This window comes from Streptomyces sp. NPDC024687, from assembly GCF_055559055.1.
In genome coordinates, this window is record NZ_JBVHLJ010000003.1 from 1004030 (window position 1) to 1022517 (window position 18488).

Genomic DNA, 18488 nt, shown 5'->3' on the forward strand with positions numbered 1-18488 from the left:
CCTTCCATTCACCCGCGCGGGCAGGCGCTCGGAGTGAACCGGGGGTGTGGAAGGGGGCGCGTTCACGACGCGTTCTGTCCCGCTGATCACCGCACGCCTACCGTCGACAACAGGAACGTGCGTACGGCGGGGAGGTCGGCCATGGCGGCAGGGGGTGACTCCGTCCAGGGAGCCGTGGAACTCGTGCGGATCCACGATCCGGCGGGGCGGCTGCGCGGAACCGGCTTCGTCGCCGACCATCACGGCACCGTCGTCACCAGTCACGAGAGCGTCGACGGGTCGGCCCGGCTCGTTCTGCGGGCCGGTGACCGCAGTTGCGAGGTGGGCGCCGACGCGGTGACCCCGCTGCCCGGGCTGAATCTGGCACTCGTGCGGACCGAGGGCCTCGCCGTGGACCCGCTGCCCTTCTCCGTGCGCGACACCGTCGAGACCGGCGCCTATGTGAGGCTTCCCGCCGGCTGCTGGCGCGAGGCCCGGGTCCTCGGTGCGGCCGCCGTGACCTACACGGCCACCGACCGCAGCCATCTCCTCGAGGGCGCACTGGAGTTGGCGATCGGCACCGCGGGCCGGGACGCGCTGCGGCCGGGCGGCGGGGCCGCCGGAGGGCCCGTGCTCGACGCCGCCACCGGCGCGGTGGTCGCCGTCCTCGGCACCGCCCTGCACAGCGCCCACAGCGCCGGCGGCTACGCGGTCCCGATCGGCACCCTGCGCACCGGCCCCCTCGCCGACCTGCTCGCGGAGAACGCCGCGACGGTCCCGGCGTACGGCGCCGACCTCAACCTCGCCGGTGTACTGGAGCTGACGGCCACCTCGGTGGGTCAGGACGGCCCGGCCGGTCACGGATCCCCGGACGACCGGACAGCGCCGGTCGAACGAGCCGCGGTCACCAGGGAGTTCGCCGCGTTCACCGAAGGTCCGGCACTCGTCCTCGGCCTCGTCGGACCGCCCGGCAGCGGCCGTACGACACAGCTCGCGGCCCTCGCCGACCACCGCCACCGCGGCCCCGCCCCGGCCCCCACGCTCTGGCTGCGCGGCGCCGACCTGGAGGCCACCGACACCTCGGTGGCCGACGCGGCCAGCCGCGCGCTCACCAGGGCCGCCCGGATCGTGGCGGCCTCCGCCGACACCGTCCCCGCCGACCTGGGCGACATCAGCCCCGAGCGGCTGGCCCGGCTCTCCCGCACCGCGGGCCGCCCCCTGTTCCTCCTCCTCGACGGTCCCGAGGAGATGCCCACGGTCCTGGCCCACCGCCTCGCCGAGTGGACCGAGGGCACGGCGAAGTGGCTGGGGGAGACCGGGGCGCGGCTGGTGGTGGCGTGCCGGGCGGAGTACTGGGAGGGGGCCGCCTTCCCGAAGGAACTGCTGCACGGCGACCCGGAGGGCGACTTCCCGCCCTGCGTACGGCTCGGCGACCTCACCGACGACGAGGCCCGCCGCGCCCGGGCCCGCTACGCCCTCCCCGACGGCACGCTCGCCGCCTCCGACGCCCGCCACCCCCTCGCCCTGCGCCTCCTCTCCGAGGTCCGCGCCGCCCTCCCGTACGCGCCCCACGCCCCCCTGGACCGCGACCAGGTCTTCGAGGCCTACCTCGACCTGATGTGCCTGCGCATCGCGGTACGGCTGGCCACCCCGGGCGGCCTGCGCGGCGCCGCCGTCCGCCGGCTCGCCGCGAAGGTCTCCGGACAGGTCCACGAGGCCGCCCGCCGCAGCCTCGGCCCCGGCCAGGGCGAACTCGACCGGGAGTCGTTCGAGGCGGTGTTCCCCTGGGGCCAGGCCCCGAAGCGGCTCGGCGGCACCGGCTGGGCCTCCGCCGTCCTCACCGAGGGGCTCCTCGTCCCTGCCGGCAGCGGCTACCGCTTCGCCCACGAGGAGCTCGCCGACTGGATCCAGGGCATGCACCTGGACCTGGACGAGGCCCTGCGCGCCCTGGTCCACCGCCGCCGCACCGGCCGACGACACCCCCTTCCCGTCCCGCACCACCGCATCGGACCCGTCGTCCAAGCCCTGCTCCTCGTCGCCCGCCAACACGGCGCACCGCAACTGGCGTACCGGCTCGAGGAGTTGCTGCACGCCCTCGACGCCGACCCGCACTCCTGGTGGGCGGCCCGTCTGCTCACCGAGACCCTGCTGCGCGTGCCCGACGCGACGCCGTACACCGGTGTCCTGCGGCAGCTCGCCGACCGTCTGGTGGCCCGGCGCCGCCAGGAGGAACCGGTGCCGGCCGCGTTCGGCCCCGCCTTCTGGACCGCCCTGCGCCTTTCGCAGGGCACCCGCTTCGACCTGCTCCGCCGTCTCGTCCTCGCCGACGGGCCGCCGCACGAACCCGGCCCCCGGTTCCTGGACGCCGTCGCGGAGCTGCTCGCCGCCGACCCCACCGCCGTACAGCCGCAGCTCACCCGCTGGTTCGACGACGAGCGGCCGTTGCCCGCGACCCCGCACGCCACCGTGGCGAGGGCCGCCCAGGCGCTGCTGCACACGCACCGGACTCGGGCCCTGGACGACCTCGCGGAGGTGCTCGTCGGCTGTGCGCACCCGCGGGCCGACGAGCTGCTCGCCGTGCTGGCCGAGGAGGAGCCGTCGACGGTGTGCCGGGCCGTGGACCGGTGGGCGCACGACGAGCGGCCGGCCCGGCGGGTCGCGGCGGTGGCGTACGGACTGCGTGCCGCCCCGCACCTGCGCACCGAGGCCGACCGCGAGCTTTTGCGCTACGCGGCCCTCACCCTGCTGGCCCGCCCCGAGGACTGCACCCTGCACGGGGGCGCGCTCGCCCTGCTGGTCCGCGATCCACACACGCGTGCCCGTCATCTCCCGCAGGCGCTCGGTCACTTCGCGGCCGGCGACCCGCACTTCCCGCCGAGCGCGCTGGTCCCCGCGCTCGCCACCGACCCCGAACCGGTCCTGGACGCCTTCCGGGCGCGGCTGCGCAGACCGGGCGCCGGGGAGGTGCTGCGCACGCTCGCCGACGTCACCACGCCCGCCCTGGCCCGCCGGGTGGCCGCGCTGGTGCGGGAGGCGGTGCAGCGGCGCCCGGAGACGGCCGGGGACGTGGCCGCGTACGTCGACCGGCGCCTCGACCAGGGCCCCGCCGCCCGGGCCCTGCTCCACCCGCTGGTCACCGGCCTGCTGGACGGCGGCCCGCAGGAGGTGCGGGCCGCGCTCGCCGCCGTACTCGCAGGGCCCGGCGACCCCGCCTCCCGCCCGCTGCGCCAGGAACTCCTAGACGTCCTCCTGGATCACGAACACGAGCCCGCGGTCCTGGTCGCCCTGCTGCCCGCGGCCGCCGCCCGCGCGGACGCAGACATCCGCGACCTCGTCCACCGCATCGGCCTCCTCCTCGTCCGCACCCCGGACGGCGCGACCCGCTTCGACCGCGGCCTCGTCGACCTCGGCAGGCGGGTCCCCGGCTTCGCCGGGCTGGTGGCCGGCTGGCTCGCCGAGCGCCCGCAGGAGTGGGCTGCGGTGGTCGGCCCCGGCACCCGGCGGATGATCGAGAACCTGGCGGGGGCGCGGGTTCCCGCGTGAGTCCGCCGAGTTCGGCGGGCCCCGGAGCCCTCGGGGCCGCGTGCGTCGGGTCACAGCCCCCATGCCGATGCGAGCGACGGGCGCGCGGCATGGCACCCTTAGACCTGCGTAAGTCGCAAGAGTCAATACGGACACGGGTTCGACGAGGAGCGGTCACAGTGCAGCGCTGGCGTGGCTTGGAGGACATCCCCGAGGACTGGGGGCGCAGCGTCGTCACCATCGGTTCCTACGACGGGGTCCACCGCGGGCACCAGCTGATCATCCGGCATGCCGTGGACCGGGCGCGCGAGCTGGGCGTGCCCTCCGTCGTCGTCACCTTCGACCCGCACCCCAGCGAGGTCGTCCGCCCCGGCAGCCACCCGCCGCTGCTGGCCCCGCACCACCGCCGCGCCGAGCTCATGGCCGAGCTGGGCGTGGACGCGCTCCTGATCCTCCCCTTCACCACGGAGTTCTCGAAGCTCTCGCCCGCCGACTTCGTCGTCAAGGTCCTGGTCGACAAGCTGCACGCCAAGGCGGCTGTCGAGGGTCCCAACTTCCGTTTCGGCCACAAGGCCGCGGGCAACGTCGACTTCCTCGTCGAGCAGGGCAAGACGTACGACTTCGAGGTCGAGATCGTCGACCTGTACGTGTCGGGCACGGCGGGCGGCGGCGAGCCCTTCTCCTCCACCCTGACCCGGCGTCTGGTCGCCGAGGGCGATGTGGAGGGCGCCGGGGAGATCCTGGGCCGCCCGCACCGGGTCGAGGGCGTGGTCGTCCGCGGCGCCCAGCGCGGCCGTGAACTCGGCTTCCCGACCGCCAACGTCGAGACCCTTCCGCACACCGCCATCCCCGCCGACGGCGTCTACGCCGGCTGGCTGCACACCCAGGGCGAGGCGATGCCGGCCGCGATCTCCGTCGGCACCAACCCGCAGTTCGACGGCACCGAGCGCACGGTGGAGGCGTACGCCATCGACCGCGTCGGGCTCGACCTGTACGGGCTGCACGTGGCGGTGGACTTCCTCGCCTATGTGCGCGGGCAGCAGAAGTTCGACTCGCTGGACGCGCTGCTCAAGGCGATGGCCGGCGACGTGCAGCGGTGCCGTGAGCTGATCGCGGGCGCGCAGGCCTGACCGACGGGACGACAGACGACACGACAAGAGGGCCGGCACCTTCACGGTGCCGGCCCTCTTGTCCGTTGCGCTACGGCTGCGGCGGCCGGCCCGCGTTCGGGTCGTACGGCGGCTGCGGGAACCCCGGCTGCGGCTGACCGGGCTGACCCGGCTGACCGGTCTGCCACGGCTGGCCGGGCTGTGCGCCCGGGAAGCCCTGGAACGGCGGCTGGGGCTGTTGCGGCTGCGCGGCCGGGGCCTGCTGGTGACCCGGCATCGGGGGAGCCATGGTCGGCGGCTGGTGGCCGCCCTGCCCGGTCCACAGGCCCTGCTCCTGCTGGGCCCGCACGAAGTCCTCGGCCACCATCGCGGCGAGGTCGAAGTACGCCTCCCGGACCTTCGGCCGCATCATGTCGAGGTCGACCTCGGCACCGGCCGCGAGGTGTTCGTCGAACGGCACCACGATGACGCCACGGCAGCGCTGCTCGAAGTGGGTGACGATGTCCTCCACCTTGATCATCTTGCCGGTCTCGCGCACCCCCGAGATCACGGTGATGGACCGCGAGACCAGGGACGCGTACCCGTGCGCCGACAGCCAGTCCAGCGTCGTGCTGGCGCTGCTCGCACCGTCCACCGACGGCGTCGAGATGATGATCAGCTGGTCGGCGAGGTCCAGGACCCCGCGCATGGCGCTGTAGAGCAGACCTGTGCCCGAGTCCGTGAGGATGATCGGGTACTGGCGGCCCAGCACGTCGATCGCGCGCCGGTAGTCCTCGTCGTTGAACGTCGTGGACACGGCCGGGTCGACGTCGTTGGCGATGATCTCCAGGCCCGACGCCGCCTGGGAGGTGAACCGGCGGATGTCCATGTACGAGTTGAGGTACGGGATCGCCTGGACCAGGTCACGGATGGTCGCGCCGGTCTCGCGCCGCACCCGGCGGCCCAGCGTGCCGGCGTCCGGGTTGGCGTCGATGGCGAGGATCTTGTCCTGCCGCTCGGTGGCGAGGGTGGAGCCGAGGGCGGTCGTCGTGGTCGTCTTGCCCACGCCGCCCTTGAGGCTGATCACCGCGATCCGGTAGCAGGACAGCACCGGGGTGCGGATGAGGTCGAGCTTGCGCTGCCTCTCCTGCTCCTCCTTCTTGCCGCCGATCTTGAACTTCGACCCACCGGGAGTGGGGCGGCTGCTCTTGGCCTTCTGCTTCTTGCTGTTGACGAGCCGGTCGGAGGTCAGCTCGACCGCGGCGTTGTAGCCGAGCGGCGCACCCGCGCCGGCGACCTGCTGACGCTGGTCGTGCTGGACGGCGGCGGGCCAGGCGGCACCGGTACGCGGATCCACGCCCGGCTGGCCGGGGGCGCCCGCGTAGGGGTTGGGCTGGGGTGCCTGCGGTGCCTGCGGCGGCTGCTGTCCCGGGTGGGCCGGCGGCATGGGCTGACCGGGGTGGCCCGGGGCCTGCTGCTGGGGCTGGCCCGGGGCGGGCGGCTGCGGGTAGCCGTAACCGCCCGGGGCGGGCTGGGGGGCCTGCGGGAAGCCGTAGCCGCTCTGGGGGTTCGGGGGCGCGGGGGGCTGTGGGAACCCGTGACCGGCCTGCGGGTTCGGCGGAGCGGGCGGCTGGGGGTAGCCGTAGCCGCCCTGGCCGGGCTGCGGGGCCGGGGGCTGGGGGAAGCCGTAGCCGCTCTGCGGGTGCTGGGGAGCGGGGGGTTGCGGGTAGCCGTAACCGCCCTGCCCCGCCGGGCCGTCGGGCTGCGGCGGCTGGGCCGGCCAGCCGGAGGGCGCCGGCTGCGGTGCCTGCGGCGGGGCCGCGGGGGCCGTCGGCTGGGCGTGCGGGGGCGGGGTGCCGGGGTACGCGGCGGGCGGCTGCGGCTGTCCGCCGGTCGACCATTCCGGGGCCGACGGCGGGGCCGTGCCGGAGTCCGCCGACGCGAACTGCGGCGGGAGCGGCGGGACGGCGCCCTGCGGAGCCGGCGGGGGCCGCCAGCCGTCCTGCTGGGCTTCGGGCTGCTCAGGGGCGGAGGGCTGCGCGGGCTGGGGCTGCTCCGGGGCAGCCGGGGGCTGCTCGGGTACGGTCGTCGGCGCGGACGGGGCGTCCGGTGCGGCGGCCTGCGGCTCCGCACCGGTCTCGGCGTCACCGGCGGCGGTGTCGGCCGGGGGTTCCGGCGCCTCCGCGCTCGGCGGGGCCTGGGGGGTGTCCGCGTCCTGGCCGGCGGTGCCGGGTTCGTCGTCGTCGCCGGACGCGGCTGCCGCCTCGCTCGGGGCGGGGGCGGGGGCGGGCGCGGGGGCGGCCGGTGCGGTGTCACCCGACGCCGGGGAAACCTGCGGAGCCTCGCCGGAGGCCGACGGCTCGGGACCGGTGGGCGCGTCCGCCGACGGGGCGGCCGGGGGCTGCGGGGCGCTCGTCGTCGGAGCGGCGGCGGACGGGGTGTCGTTACGGCCTTCCCCGTCCCCTCCGGCCGAAGGTACGGCGGTGTCGGCGCCCTGGGCGGCGGGCGGCCCCGGGGGTGCGGGAGTCACGGGTGCGGTGGGGGCGGCGGGCGGCGTGGGGGCGACCGGGGGAGCGGGCGCCGGAGACGCCATGGCAGGCGCGGGAGGCGCCGGGGCCACGGGCGCCGGTGCCGCGGGCGGTTGCGGGTAGCCGTAGCCGCTCTGGGGGTTGGGTGCCGCGGGCGGCTGCGGATAGCCGTAGCCGCTCTGGGGGTTCGGAGGTGCCGGGGGCTGCGGGTAGCCGTAGCCGCTCTGCGGGTGCGGAGGAGCCGGCGGCTGTGGGGCCGCGGGGTTTCCCGCCCACGGCGGCGGAGGCGGCGGCGCAGTCGCGCCGGCCGCACCCGCGGACGGATCGAACTGCGGGCCGGGGACGGGCGCCGACGGTGCGGAACCGGACGTATCGGGGTAACCGGGGTGGGGTGCAGGCGTAGTGGGGGCAGGGGCGGGCGCGGGAGGCACCGGCTCGGCCTCGGGCGCGGCGCTCTGCGTGTACCAGGCAGGTGCGGCGTAGTCGATGGTGAACTCGCCCGTCATCTCCGTGGCGGACTCCGCGTCGGACTGGTCGTCGCTGGGCGTGGTCCAGCCCGCGCGCAGCCCGTCCCGATCGCTCTGCACAATTCCTCCTGGTTGGTCGAGCACCCTCGTGCCGGGTGGGCACTCATGTGCCGGGCTGGGGGCGACCGTTCCTGTGGTCCGATCCGACTGAAGTCCCCTGGACGCGAACAACCCACCCGTGGGTTCCTACGTCGCACCCGCATCAAGCGTAAACGCCACAGGCGTCGGCGGGGCAGGCCCGTTCGCTGTGCGCTCGCGCCCAACGGGCTGGTGCCTGCCCTGATGTCGGCCTTGTGACGGTTGTCCGTGTTCTGAGCCCGGGCCGCGGTGCCTGCTCGGCTGCCGCGCTACTCGGCCTGCTCCGCGGTGGGTCCGCCGTTGTGCAAGGTGGGCTCCAGGTCGAACTCGCCGTCGCGGGCGCCCAGTACGAAGGCCCGCCACTCCGCCTCCGTGTACCGCAGCACGGTGTCCGGGTCCAGGGAGGACCGCATGGCCACCGCGCCCTCGGGGAGGTAGGCGATCTCGACGCGTTCCTCGTGCTCCTCGGTGCCGGGCGCGCTGAGCCACTCGACGCCGGAGATGTCCAGGGCGTACAGCTCGTCCCGTTCCCTCGCCTTTCGTGCCTTGACGTCCTCGTCCGGCGTCTTTGCGGCGATGTCGTCCGTGTCAGACATGGTCGGCGGGCCCTTTCTCATGAGCGAACCTCGTGCAGGAGCACCCTACTTGGCCTGGGCCGCCTCACACAGCGCAACGGTTCGGTCACCAACTCGCGTGAGGGGCCGAGACCTTGGCCGCGCCACAGGGCCGCCCGTCAGTCCATACGGCGGGGCGCCCCGAGCAGGCCGGTCTCCGCGTCGGTGGGCTGGGTCATCACGTACTGCCGGTGCTTCTGTGTGCACCACAGGGCGACGTTGTCGGCGAGGGACGGCAGGGACGCGGCGTCGCCCTGGGGCAACCGCATGGACTTGCCGACCACCTGGGACTCCTGCGGAGAGATCCGCTGGACGCCGACGACGTCCGCGTTGGCCAGCAGCCGCGGCGCGGTCGGGCCGAGGTAGGGGAGCAGGGTCAGCACCGACTGCCAGGGCGCCGTGGTCAGACGGCTGCGCGGCGGGCGGATGCCCAGGTCGCGGATGACGAGCACCGGGCTGGCCGGGGACGGGCCCTGCGGGGCGATCCGCCCCACCTGGTGCACCGTCACGCACTGCTGGCCGCCGCCGGCCGCCTGCGCCATCGGCGCCCACAGCTGCGGACGGGCCGTCTCCACGGCCACGCGCGCGCCGATCGCCGCCGCGCGCAGGGCGATGACCTGGGCCATCCAGGTACCGCCGACCAGCACCATGTCCAGGCGGGTGGGGCGGCACAGTCCCAGCACCGCGGGCTGGTTGTCCTGGTCGATGCCGAGGATCAGACCGTCGTCGCCGACGGGCAGGGTCAGCTGCGCCAGGACGTCGGCGTCGACGAGGTGACGCTCACGCCGGGGACCGAGCAGACCGAAGGCCTCGCGCAGCCGCCGCTCGGGACCGAGCCGGGCGGGCTCGGGGGAGCGGGGCAGATGCCCGGGACGCTGTCCGGGGAAGCCCGGGGTCGACGACGATCCGAAGCCGGAGCGCCCGGAGGGGCGGACGGTGGGAGCGGACATCAGCGGGTACCTCCCAGCGGCAGGGTGGCCAGAACTCCGGGCAGCTGCTCACGGTCGAGCCGTACGAGACCGACCTTGAACGCGGATGCCGCCCGCTCCAAGTGCTCGGCGGCCTCGCCCAGTTCGTTCTCACCGCGGCCGGTCAGGCGCACGTGTCCGGACAGGGCCAGGACCTTGCCGCGCTGCCTGCTGAGGGTGAGCGAGAAGGTGCTGGCGAGCGTGGGCGCGGAGGTCAGCGCGCCGACCAGCCGGGGGAACGCCGGTCCGGTGCCGCCGAACTGCGGCCACTTGGAGATCCAGTACGTCGTGTGCAGCCGGTCGTCGCAGCGCCAGGTACGGGTGGTCTCGGCCGTACGGCGGCCCGAGCGGCTGCCGTCCAGGGCGGCACCGCCGGTGGTGGCCATCGGGTTGACACAGCTGGAGGTCGCGACGGCCCCGCAGATGTCCGACTCGCTGAGCACCTTGGCCTGCATGCCGGCCCCCATGAGCCGGCTGGCCAGCTGGTCGGCGACCCGCAGCAGCGCCCGCCGGGCGCCCTGCATGCCGCCGCCGCGGGCCGCCACGGCCTCCGGGCACAGCTCCGGGTCGAGCTTGAGCGCGACCCAGGTGATGCGCAGCCCCGGCGTCATGCTCTGGGCCTGCAGCGGCCCGTAGGAACGGACCGCCATGGCCTGCGGGGGCAGGTGCGGGGCGGGCGCGGGCTGGGTGTGCTGGACGACCTGGACCGAGGCGAGCCGGATGTCGTCCACCTCCAGCAGGCCCTGCAGCAGATCGAGGGGGATGTCGCCGGTGCCGTAGGAGGGACGCAGGGGGGTGTCCGCGGCCTGCACCTGGACCAGCGCGGTGAGAAACGTACCGTCGCCGAGCATGCCGATCTCGCGCTGCTCGCGGTCCTGGAAGCTGTAGGTGCGCAGCGCCGGGTCGCACTCGACGGCCGGCGCGAAGCCGGGGTCGGTGCCGGGGGGCACGGGCTCGGCGTTGCGCCTGCGGCGGTCGCGGAGGGCGCGGGCGGTGCTGAACCACTCGGGCAGCGGGCGGCCGCGCCGGCGCAGCAGTCCGGCGAGGACCAGCGGTACGGCGAGCACGATGCCGACGGTGAGACCGATGGGGCGCAGCAGCCAGCCGATGAGCAGGACGGCGGCGGCCAGTTCGAAGCCGATCAGCTGCTGGACCCGGATGGGGCCGATGCTGCCGGGGCGCCGGGCGAGCGACGGCGAGGCCGGACTCGGGGGAGCGGACCGCTGTGCCGGTTCCGGCACCTGCCCTGGCCCCTGGTTCTCCTGGGTACGACGGCTGCCGTTACGGCGCCGGGACCTGGTCGCAGTGCTCATCCCCCGGTACAACCCCTTTGCATTGTCTGGCCGCGACTCGAGCTGGCGGCGGATCACCGTACCCCGTACCGTACGGTGCGATCGTCACACGGCATAGTAGAGGCCCCTGCAGGAGCAAACGCCACGGAGTACCGGGCGGCCCTGGGGAGTTCCGCATTCGGAATCAAAGCGAAAAAACGGGGAGTTGACCCATCGATGGCGACACGTCGGGATGAGCTGAACGCTTACTCCTTCGCGCGCAGGCGCACGGTGGCGGCGTTTCTTCAGCCGTCTCCGCACGGTTCGGAAGAGGCGGCACCGCGCCCCCTGAAGACCGTCCTGCCGAGTCTCGGTGTGGCGGCGCTGGTGCTCATCGGATTCGGCGCCTGGGGCATGCTCAGCCCGACCGCGCCGAAGGGCTGGGACCAGCAGGGCAAGAACATCCTCGTCGGCAGCGAGTCGACGACGCGCTATGTGCTGGTGAAGACCAAGGGTGAGAACAAGCTCAGCCTGCACCCGGTCCTCAACCTGGCGTCCGCCAAGCTGCTGCTGAACGGCGAGAACCCCCAGGTCCTGAAGGTCAAGGAGTCGGTGCTCGACAACAGCAAGTACCCGATGGGCGCCACCGTCGGCATCCCCTTCGCCCCGGACCGGCTGCCGTCCGCGGAGGACGCGAAGACGGCGAAGACCTGGGCGCTGTGCCAGGCACCCGGTGAGGACGGACAGCCCGTCAGCGCGACGTACGTGCTGGACAAGGGCGACGACACCAAGCTGTTCCAGAAGAGCGGCGGCCGGCTGAAGCAGGACCAGGTGCTGTACATCGAGGGTCCGACGGACCCGACGATCGGACACGGCCAGCGGTTCATGGTCACCTCCGACGGCAGCGCCTATCTGATCGGCGGCAAGCTGTGGCGGCTGATGACCGACGACCAGATGCAGGACATCGAGCGTGCCGTGTTCGGTGACGGAGTGCAGCCGCAGAAGGTCAGCGCGGCCTTCGTCAAGACGCTGAACCCCGTGGGCACCCTCGACTTCCCCACGCTGCAGGACCTGGGGGCGCAGGCGGGCTCGGAGGCGCACATCGAGGGCCTTCTGCCCCAGTACTCCAAGGTGGGCCTCGTCCTGGAGGCGCCCTCCGGCAGTTCGACGCAGAAGTTCATCGTGCTGAAGGACGGCGTCAAGGCCGTCTCCGACTTCACGGCACAGATGTGGCTGCGCAACCCCTTCATCAGCGCCGTGTACGCGGCCACCGACCCGGAGCCGGTGAAGGTGAGCTTCAACGACATCCAGCCGGAGACGGGCGAGTGGCTGAAGGAGAAGAACTGGCCCGCCGAGTCGGTGAAGCAGGCCAACACCGTCTGGGAGCTGGGCGGCGAGAAGACCTCGTGCAGCATCTGGCACGGCGGTGAGAAGAACTCGAAGACCGGCAGGCCGCTGATGTCCGTGTGGACCGGCCAGGACTTCCCGAAGGACGTCTCCCAGAGCGGTTCGCGGACCTACGTCTCGCCCGGCAGCGGCCTGCTCTTCAAGCGGATCACCGGCACCGACGCCGGCGGCGGCAGCACCTTCCTGGTGACCGACACCGGCCTGCGCTACTCGATCCCCGCCCGCAACGACAGCGAGGTGACGGGCGGCGAGAAGGCCGACAACCAGTCACAGCAGCAGACCAACACCTCCCAGGTCCGGCTCGGTTACGGCAAGATCCGCGCGGCGTCGGTCCCGGCGACATGGGCGGACCTGCTGGCGGCGGGTCCGGAGCTGAGCAGCGGCAACGCGGAGCAGGCGCAGGGGTCGTAGCCCGGACATCGGGCCGCGTGTAACTCGCACTTCACGAACGCACTTGTGAAAGTGGTGAGTTGACTTCATCGCGATCTTGATACAAGTCCCAACTGATGTTCGCTCCGTCAGCGGATGCGACTAGAGTGGAACCAGACCGGACGGGATACGCCTGCCACCATTCGGTGTCGGCGTTCCGAGTGAGGGTCTACTCAGAACTCCTACGTCTCATGGGGGACACAACATGGCTGGACAGCAGTTCACCATGACCGAGGAGGAGATGGTCGCTTTCAGCGGCAAGATCTCCTCGGTCAACTCCTCGATCCAGGGCGAAATCTCCCGCCTGCAGACCGTGATCGACACGATCACGGGCGGCTGGAAGGGCTCGGCGGCCACCGCGTACAACAACCTGCAGTCGCAGGTGAACCAGGATGCCAACAAGATCAACCAGATCTTGAACGACATCAAGGAAGCGATCGACCAGAGCACCAAGGCCTACGCGGCTTCGGAAGAGGAGCAGCGCGCGTCCATCCAGAACATCGCGGCCTCGTCCCCCTTCGGATGATCGGACCCGTGCGCCGCGGCGCGCGTCCGTGACCGACCATCCACACATCCGAGGAGACATAGAAGAGATGTCCGGGCAGATTCTTGTAAATTTCGCCACTATCTCCCAGGCCGCGCAGGACGTCCGCAGCACCGCGGGCAAGATCCGTACGCAGCTTGACGAGCTGGAGAGTGGCGTCAAGCGCATCTCCGCCAGCTGGGAAGGCACGGCGCAGGAGTCCTACCGCGCCAAGCAGGCCGAGTGGGACCAGCGCGCCGCCTCCATGCAGCAGACGCTGGAGGCCATCGCCAAGGCCCTCGACAGTGCCGCCCAGAACTACCAGGCGACCGAGTCGAAGAACGCCCAGATCTGGGGCGGCTGACGTGACCGCTTGATGGGGGCGGGTGCGCTGTCGCGCACTCGCCCCCATCGGCGATTCACGGGGCGTACGGACCTTTCCGCTCAAAGCCGGTTCATGCGTCCCGTACAGAAACAAAACGGGAGGACGTAAGACAGTGGGATCCGGGGCATCGCGCGTCGCGCGTCGGAGCGCCGCAGGCACCGCCGCCGTGGCGGTGCTGGCCTGTGGGCTGCCCTTGGCGGGGGCCACGCCGAGCATCGCCGCCGAGCGCGTGCGGACCACCTTGGCCGACGACGACGTGCGCTTCCAGGTCGACGACACCAGCTGCTCGTTCCCGTCCGACGTCATCAAGGGAACGCCCTGGTCGCTGCAGCGCGTGGTCCTGGACCAGCTGTGGCAGGCCACCAAGGGCAAGGGCGTCAAGGTCGCCGTCATCGACACCGGTGTCGACACCGTCAACGCGCAACTCAAGGGCGGTGCGGTCGCCAACGGCAAGGACTTCCTGCACCCCGGCGGCAATGGCAAGTCCGACAAGGTGGGCCATGGCACCAAGGTGGCGGGCATCATCGCGGCCCGGAAGCTCGACGGCACCGGTTTCGTCGGCCTCGCCCCGGAAGCAACGATCCTTCCGATCCGGCAGAACGACGACCAGGGCAGCGGCAACGTCGGCACGATGATGCAGGCCATCAGGTGGGCGGCCGAGCAGGGCGCCCAGGTCATCAACATCTCGCAGGACACCGCGTCGAAGATGGACCCGTCGGTCGACGAGGCCTTCCGTGCGGCCATCAAGTTCGCCCAGTCGAAGGACGCGCTGATCGTGGCCGCGGCCGGCAACGACGGTGCGGACGGCAAGGTCAAGGAGACGTACCCGGCGGCGTACCCGGGCGTCCTCGCCGTCGCCGCCTCCGACCGCAACAACGCCCGCGCCCCCTTCTCCCAGTCGGGGCCGTTCGTGGGCGTCGCGGCACCGGGCATCGACATGGTCTCGACCGTCCCGGTGGGCGGCAACTGCGTCGACCAGGGCACGAGTTTCGCGGCCCCGTACGTCTCGGGTGTCGCGGCGCTGATCCGCGCGAAGCACCCGGACTGGGGCTACAAGCAGGTCATCACCCAGATCGAGCAGACGGCGGACCGGACCAAGGCGGGCCGCGACGACTTCGTGGGCTGGGGCGTCATCGACCCGGCGGCAGCGGTCAACGACGACACGACGGAACCCTCCGCCGCCGGCCCGAAGCCGGACTCGGCCGGCGGCCCCGCGGGCGGCGCCGACGTCCAGGCCGCGACACTGGTCCTCGGCGAGACCGAGCAGCAACGAACGGAACGCTACGCGCTGTACGTCCTGGCGACGGGATTCGCGCTGGTGCTGCTGCTGTTCGGGGGCGGGCGGGTCCTCAATGACTGGCGGCGCAAGCAGGGTGTGGGTAACAACGTGGAGTCAACGGGGAGCTGAGCATTATGGCTGAGCAGTACAAGGTCGATCTGAGTGAGATCGAAGGCACGATCACCAAGCTCAACGGCGTCATCAGGGACATGTCGACGTCCAAGTCGAGCTGCATGGGCAACACGTACCTGCCGCAGGGCGCGCTGGGTACGGGCTTCGGTGAGGCGAAGGCGCTGTACGACGCCCACGAAGCGATGAAGGAGCGTCTCTACGAGATCGTCGCGCACCTGGAAGACGTGCTGGACGACTTCGGTAAGAAGACGAAGAGGACGCATGACGCGTTCAGCGACGCTGAGGCGGAGAACTATGCGGCGTTCAACCGGAAGTAACGGGATGTCCTGCTACGTGGATATGAGGGGGCGGTAGACATGGGCGACAAGGGCGTCGACGACTTCGAGTACGTCGAGACGAATCAGTGCATTTCGGCGAAGCACACCACGCCGTTCGGGCTCAACTACGACATGGACCAGATGAAGGACATGGTCCGTGACGCCGACCCGGGGACCGTGACCAGGGTCGCGACGGCCTGGGAGGCTCTCAGCAAGGACCTGGTCGGACCCGGCGGGATCAAGGAAACCCTCGATACCGCCGTCGAGCACGTCCTCGCCCACTGGGAAGGACAGAGCGCGGATCTGTTCAGGGAGCGCGCCCAGGTGATCGGCAAGAAGATCACCGACAGCTCCAAGTACGCCACGCACACCTCGATCTCCCTCAAGGGCGCCGCTGCGACTCTCTCGCAGATCAAGCCCGAGGTCCTGGCGATGGAGAAGCCGGGCAAGGTCTCCAGTGCACTCGACTACGTCGGCAACATGGGCGACCGCGACGACTCGGGCGCGAACAACGCCCTCAAGAGCGGCGCCGGCTCCCAGGAGGCCCTCGACGGCAACGCGGGCAGCCTGTCGGAGGGCCGCGAGGCGCAGCTGCGGATGGCTGTGAAGATGGAGGCGTTGGGGGCGGCTTATAACAGTCGGGCTGCGGAGATGGGGTCGTGGAAATCCAGGCCGCCGGTGCCGCCCGACAAGTACGACGAAAGCGAAGACTACCCAGGTGATCCCGGCGGTGTTGCGCCCGCCCCCGTGATCGTGCCGTCGGAGAGCGCTACTCGAAGCCCGAATGCCGCAACCACGGGCACTGCCCGTAGTGGTCAGGTCGGCTCGATCAGCTCATCGCAGCCTGTCACCCCGCCTTCGGGCATCACGGGCGGCGCACACCAGCCGACCGTCTCACAGCCTCAGGTCGGCACTGCTATTGATGGCATTGCCGGTGGTGGCACCGGAGCGCCTATAACTGGCGGCATCGGCACGGTGGGCGGTGGATCCGCCGGCGGTGGCGTTGGCGGTGGTGTCGGTGGTGGTTCAGGCTTCGTCGGCGGTGCGGTGGGCGGTGCAGCTGGAGGAGTCGGCGCCGCTCGCGGTGGCATGGTCGGTCGGGCTGGCGCTGCTGGGGGTATCGCAGGTCGTGCTGGTACTGGTGCCGGCGGCGTGGGCGGCGCAGGCGCTGCCAAGGGCGCGGCTGGGCGTGCCGGAGGGACGGCTCGTGGCGGCGTAGTCGGTGGCACGCCCAAATCCGGTGCGGGCGCGGGCAGGGGCACCGCCGGTGGCTCGGGTCTGCACAGCAGCCGCGGTGCCGCAGGAAAGGGAGCCAGCGCTGTCCGCAAGGGCGGCATCGCAGGCGCCCCCGGTTCGCGTACTGGTCGTCGCAAGGAAGAAGAGCAGCGCGAGGGCGAGCGTCCCGACTACCTGGTCGAGGACGAGGAGACCTGGGCACCGCAGACCAATGCGGCGCCGCGAGTCATCGAGTAGAGCCGATCAGTGCTTACCGGCACGTGACAGGATGCGTGGACGTGGCCTCAGGGTCACGTCCACGGGCGTAAGGGAAGAGGGAAGACGGGATGGCCTTCACGCGAACGGTGCATGCTCTGGGCGCCATGGCATTGACGAGTGCGCTAATCCTTACTGCGGCTCCTGATGCTTCCGCCGACCAGACGAGACGTGACCAGTGGGCACTGGAGACGCTGCAGGCCGAGTCCGCGTGGAAAATCTCCGAGGGTAATGGTGTCAAAGTCGCGGTCATTGATGATGGTGTCAATGCTGAGCACCAGGACCTCAAGGGGAACGTTCTCGGAGGTAAGGACTTCTGGGATGGCGACAACGATCCGTCCCCTGCGCCTGGGGATGATCACGGCACGGCCATGGCATCACTAATTGCTGCACATGGGCACGGAGCGGGGTCTTCTGATGGCGTAATTGGACTCGCTCCAGAGGCAAAGATTCTTCCCATTCGATGGGATATGGAAGGCGAAGCTGGCTTCGCGGATGAAATTCGCTATGCAGTGGACCGTGGCGCATCCATTATTAATATCTCTGTATCCAACCATCAGGACCTGACTGAAGACCGCGAGGCGGTGTCCTACGCGTTGAGTCACGATGTCTTGATTGTGGTTGCAGCCGGAAACGAAGGCGTAAACGGTATTGATTTTCCGGCAAAATATCCTGGCGTCCTCACGGTTGGAGGAGTTGATGACAACGGAGTCATCTGGACTAAGTCGAATTCAGGTCCAGAAGTTCTACTGACTGCTCCTGCAACGCGCATCGTGAGTGCGAGTTCCCCTGGCAACAAGTTGCGTTTGGGGACCGGAACTTCAGACTCGGCCGCACTGGTGTCTGGGGCTGCGGCATTGCTCCGCTCGAAATTCCCTGACCTTACCGCAGGACAGATCGCCAACCGCCTCGTCAAGACAGCCGTCCTCCCCACCTCCGTCAAAGGGCTCTCCCTTCCTGACGAGAAGTACGGCTACGGAACTATCCGCCCACTTGCCGCGCTGACGGAGGACATCCCTGCAGGCTCGAAGTACGGGCCACTTAAGGTTTCAGAAGCCGAGACTCCGTCCGCTGCCGCAAATACTGGCACATCTGACGCCGACTCCGCAGCGGAAAAAGAGAAGGCAGACCAGAAGCAAATGGTCTTCTTCGTCGTCCTCGGTGTCGTGGCCCTCGTAGTGATCGGCCTCATCGTCCTTCTGATCGTGAAGATGTCTCGGCGGAACAAGAACAAGAATGGTGGGCCCGGCGGTTCGGCTGCCCACCCGCAGTACGGTCAGCAGCCCCTCCCTCCGCAGCAGAATCCGTACCAGCAGCCTGTCTCGCCGCCGCAGAACCCCTACCAGCAGCACTCGCCCCCGCCTCAGGGTCAGTGGCCGCCGCAGTAGGCGTGAGTACCACTGGTATGGGGGCGTGCTGACGGTCAACTGCGTCGCCACCACCGCCAGGTCAGCAGAGTTTGAAACAGGTCCAGGCAGTGAGTGCGGCCTTCGGTGGACGGCTGTAATCTGACCATCGATTCTTCTGCCTGGGGGTCGAGACTCAACATCACGGGGGAGTTCGACGACGGTGGCTGGCCATTACAAGGTTGGCCTTGAGGCGCTTACTCAGCTGAGCACGCAACTCGGTGAATGCAGGGACGCCCAGCGTTCGGCCATGAAGTGGCTGAAGAACATCGGCCCATAGGGTTCGGGCTACGCCGAGTTGGAAGAGGCGTGCGAATGACCGGTGGTTACGGCCGGGAGAGCCTAGACCGCCCAAATCGGCGCTGCGTATCTGGACGCGTTACTTCCTGCAGTGGATCTGGGGCCCCTTGTCTGGGCGCTGGCACGAATTCCGCTCCTTCTGCTGACTGTTCTCGAGGTCGACGTACAGAGTTCGGGAACCGGACGAGCCAGGAAACCGCGTTGGCGGCGTCGAATCTGGGTGGACCGGGAACGCCTGTGGCTC

General features: G+C 71.0%; 13 protein-coding genes. 9 read left to right on the plus strand and 4 right to left on the minus strand.

The features are described from left to right. Nucleotides 1-141: 141 nt before the first annotated feature. Nucleotides 142-3522 carry a trypsin-like peptidase domain-containing protein gene (locus tag ACZ39I_RS16435; RefSeq protein WP_467245052.1) on the plus strand — a complete coding sequence of 1127 codons (3381 nt, stop codon included), beginning with the start codon at nt 142-144 and terminating at the stop codon, nt 3520-3522. 158 nt (nt 3523-3680) lie between these two features. Then, nucleotides 3681-4631 (plus strand): bifunctional riboflavin kinase/FAD synthetase, encoded by a 951-nt coding sequence (locus tag ACZ39I_RS16440; protein WP_467245053.1) that lies wholly within the window; start codon nt 3681-3683, stop codon nt 4629-4631. 70 nt (nt 4632-4701) lie between these two features. Here ACZ39I_RS16440 and ACZ39I_RS16445 read toward each other — a convergent pair whose 3' ends face one another. The 4 genes from ACZ39I_RS16445 to eccE all read right to left on the minus strand — a co-directional run bounded on the left by ACZ39I_RS16445 (nt 4702) and on the right by eccE (nt 10617). Beyond that, entirely contained in the window at nt 4702-7704 is a 3003-nt protein-coding gene (locus ACZ39I_RS16445) for an SCO5717 family growth-regulating ATPase (protein WP_467245054.1), read from the minus strand. Between the two features lie 287 nt (nt 7705-7991). Beyond that, a complete protein-coding gene (locus ACZ39I_RS16450; protein WP_467245055.1) occupies nt 7992-8318 on the minus strand; it encodes a DUF397 domain-containing protein in 327 nt (108 codons plus the stop codon). Between the two features lie 137 nt (nt 8319-8455). Then, nucleotides 8456-9286: a hypothetical protein gene (locus tag ACZ39I_RS16455; protein WP_467245056.1), complete on the minus strand. Its 831-nt coding sequence runs from the start codon at nt 9284-9286 to the stop codon at nt 8456-8458. After that, nucleotides 9286-10617, minus strand: a complete 1332-nt coding sequence (eccE, locus tag ACZ39I_RS16460; RefSeq protein ID WP_467245057.1) for a type VII secretion protein EccE — start codon at nt 10615-10617, stop codon at nt 9286-9288. The genes ACZ39I_RS16455 and eccE overlap by 1 nt, the downstream gene beginning before the upstream one ends. Before the next feature lie 195 nt (nt 10618-10812). On the opposite strand from eccE, the gene eccB reads away from it, so the two are divergent. The 7 genes from eccB (at nt 10813) to ACZ39I_RS16495 (ending at nt 17926) form a co-directional block, all read left to right on the plus strand. After that, nucleotides 10813-12393: a type VII secretion protein EccB gene (eccB, locus tag ACZ39I_RS16465; protein ID WP_467245058.1), complete on the plus strand. Its 1581-nt coding sequence runs from the start codon at nt 10813-10815 to the stop codon at nt 12391-12393. 223 nt (nt 12394-12616) lie between these two features. After that, nucleotides 12617-12937 carry a WXG100 family type VII secretion target gene (locus tag ACZ39I_RS16470; protein ID WP_007385064.1) on the plus strand — a complete coding sequence of 107 codons (321 nt, stop codon included), beginning with the start codon at nt 12617-12619 and terminating at the stop codon, nt 12935-12937. A 67-nt stretch (nt 12938-13004) separates the two neighbouring features. Next, nucleotides 13005-13298 (plus strand): WXG100 family type VII secretion target, encoded by a 294-nt coding sequence (locus ACZ39I_RS16475; RefSeq protein WP_057616722.1) that lies wholly within the window; start codon nt 13005-13007, stop codon nt 13296-13298. Nucleotides 13299-13431: 133 nt separating this feature from the next. Then, the gene (gene mycP / locus ACZ39I_RS16480; RefSeq protein ID WP_467245059.1) at nt 13432-14727 is read left to right on the plus strand and encodes a type VII secretion-associated serine protease mycosin; all 1296 of its coding nucleotides are present in this window, start codon (nt 13432-13434) and stop codon (nt 14725-14727) included. 5 nt (nt 14728-14732) lie between these two features. Continuing rightward, the gene (locus ACZ39I_RS16485; RefSeq protein WP_007385067.1) at nt 14733-15047 is read left to right on the plus strand and encodes a WXG100 family type VII secretion target; all 315 of its coding nucleotides are present in this window, start codon (nt 14733-14735) and stop codon (nt 15045-15047) included. A gap of 39 nt (nt 15048-15086) precedes the next feature. Next, nucleotides 15087-16520, plus strand: coding sequence for a hypothetical protein (locus tag ACZ39I_RS16490; RefSeq protein ID WP_467245060.1), 1434 nt, complete (start codon nt 15087-15089; stop codon nt 16518-16520). Nucleotides 16521-16645: 125 nt separating this feature from the next. Next, a complete protein-coding gene (locus ACZ39I_RS16495) occupies nt 16646-17926 on the plus strand; it encodes a S8 family serine peptidase (protein ID WP_467245061.1) in 1281 nt (426 codons plus the stop codon). Nucleotides 17927-18488 lie beyond the last annotated feature (562 nt).

Excerpts from the sequence above, each read along its gene's own strand:
- ACZ39I_RS16435 (WP_467245052.1), top strand. The coding sequence starts at position 142 with ATGGCGGCAGGGGGTGACTCCGTCCAGGGAGCCGTGGAACTCGTGCGG.
- ACZ39I_RS16450 (WP_467245055.1), bottom strand. The coding sequence starts at position 8,318 with ATGTCTGACACGGACGACATCGCCGCAAAGACGCCGGACGAGGACGTC.
- ACZ39I_RS16455 (WP_467245056.1), bottom strand. The coding sequence starts at position 9,286 with ATGTCCGCTCCCACCGTCCGCCCCTCCGGGCGCTCCGGCTTCGGATCG.
- eccE (WP_467245057.1), bottom strand. The coding sequence starts at position 10,617 with ATGAGCACTGCGACCAGGTCCCGGCGCCGTAACGGCAGCCGTCGTACC.
- eccB (WP_467245058.1), top strand. The coding sequence starts at position 10,813 with ATGGCGACACGTCGGGATGAGCTGAACGCTTACTCCTTCGCGCGCAGG.
- ACZ39I_RS16470 (WP_007385064.1), top strand. The coding sequence starts at position 12,617 with ATGGCTGGACAGCAGTTCACCATGACCGAGGAGGAGATGGTCGCTTTC.
- ACZ39I_RS16475 (WP_057616722.1), top strand. The coding sequence starts at position 13,005 with ATGTCCGGGCAGATTCTTGTAAATTTCGCCACTATCTCCCAGGCCGCG.
- ACZ39I_RS16485 (WP_007385067.1), top strand. The coding sequence starts at position 14,733 with ATGGCTGAGCAGTACAAGGTCGATCTGAGTGAGATCGAAGGCACGATC.
- ACZ39I_RS16490 (WP_467245060.1), top strand. The coding sequence starts at position 15,087 with ATGGGCGACAAGGGCGTCGACGACTTCGAGTACGTCGAGACGAATCAG.
- ACZ39I_RS16495 (WP_467245061.1), top strand. The coding sequence starts at position 16,646 with ATGGCATTGACGAGTGCGCTAATCCTTACTGCGGCTCCTGATGCTTCC.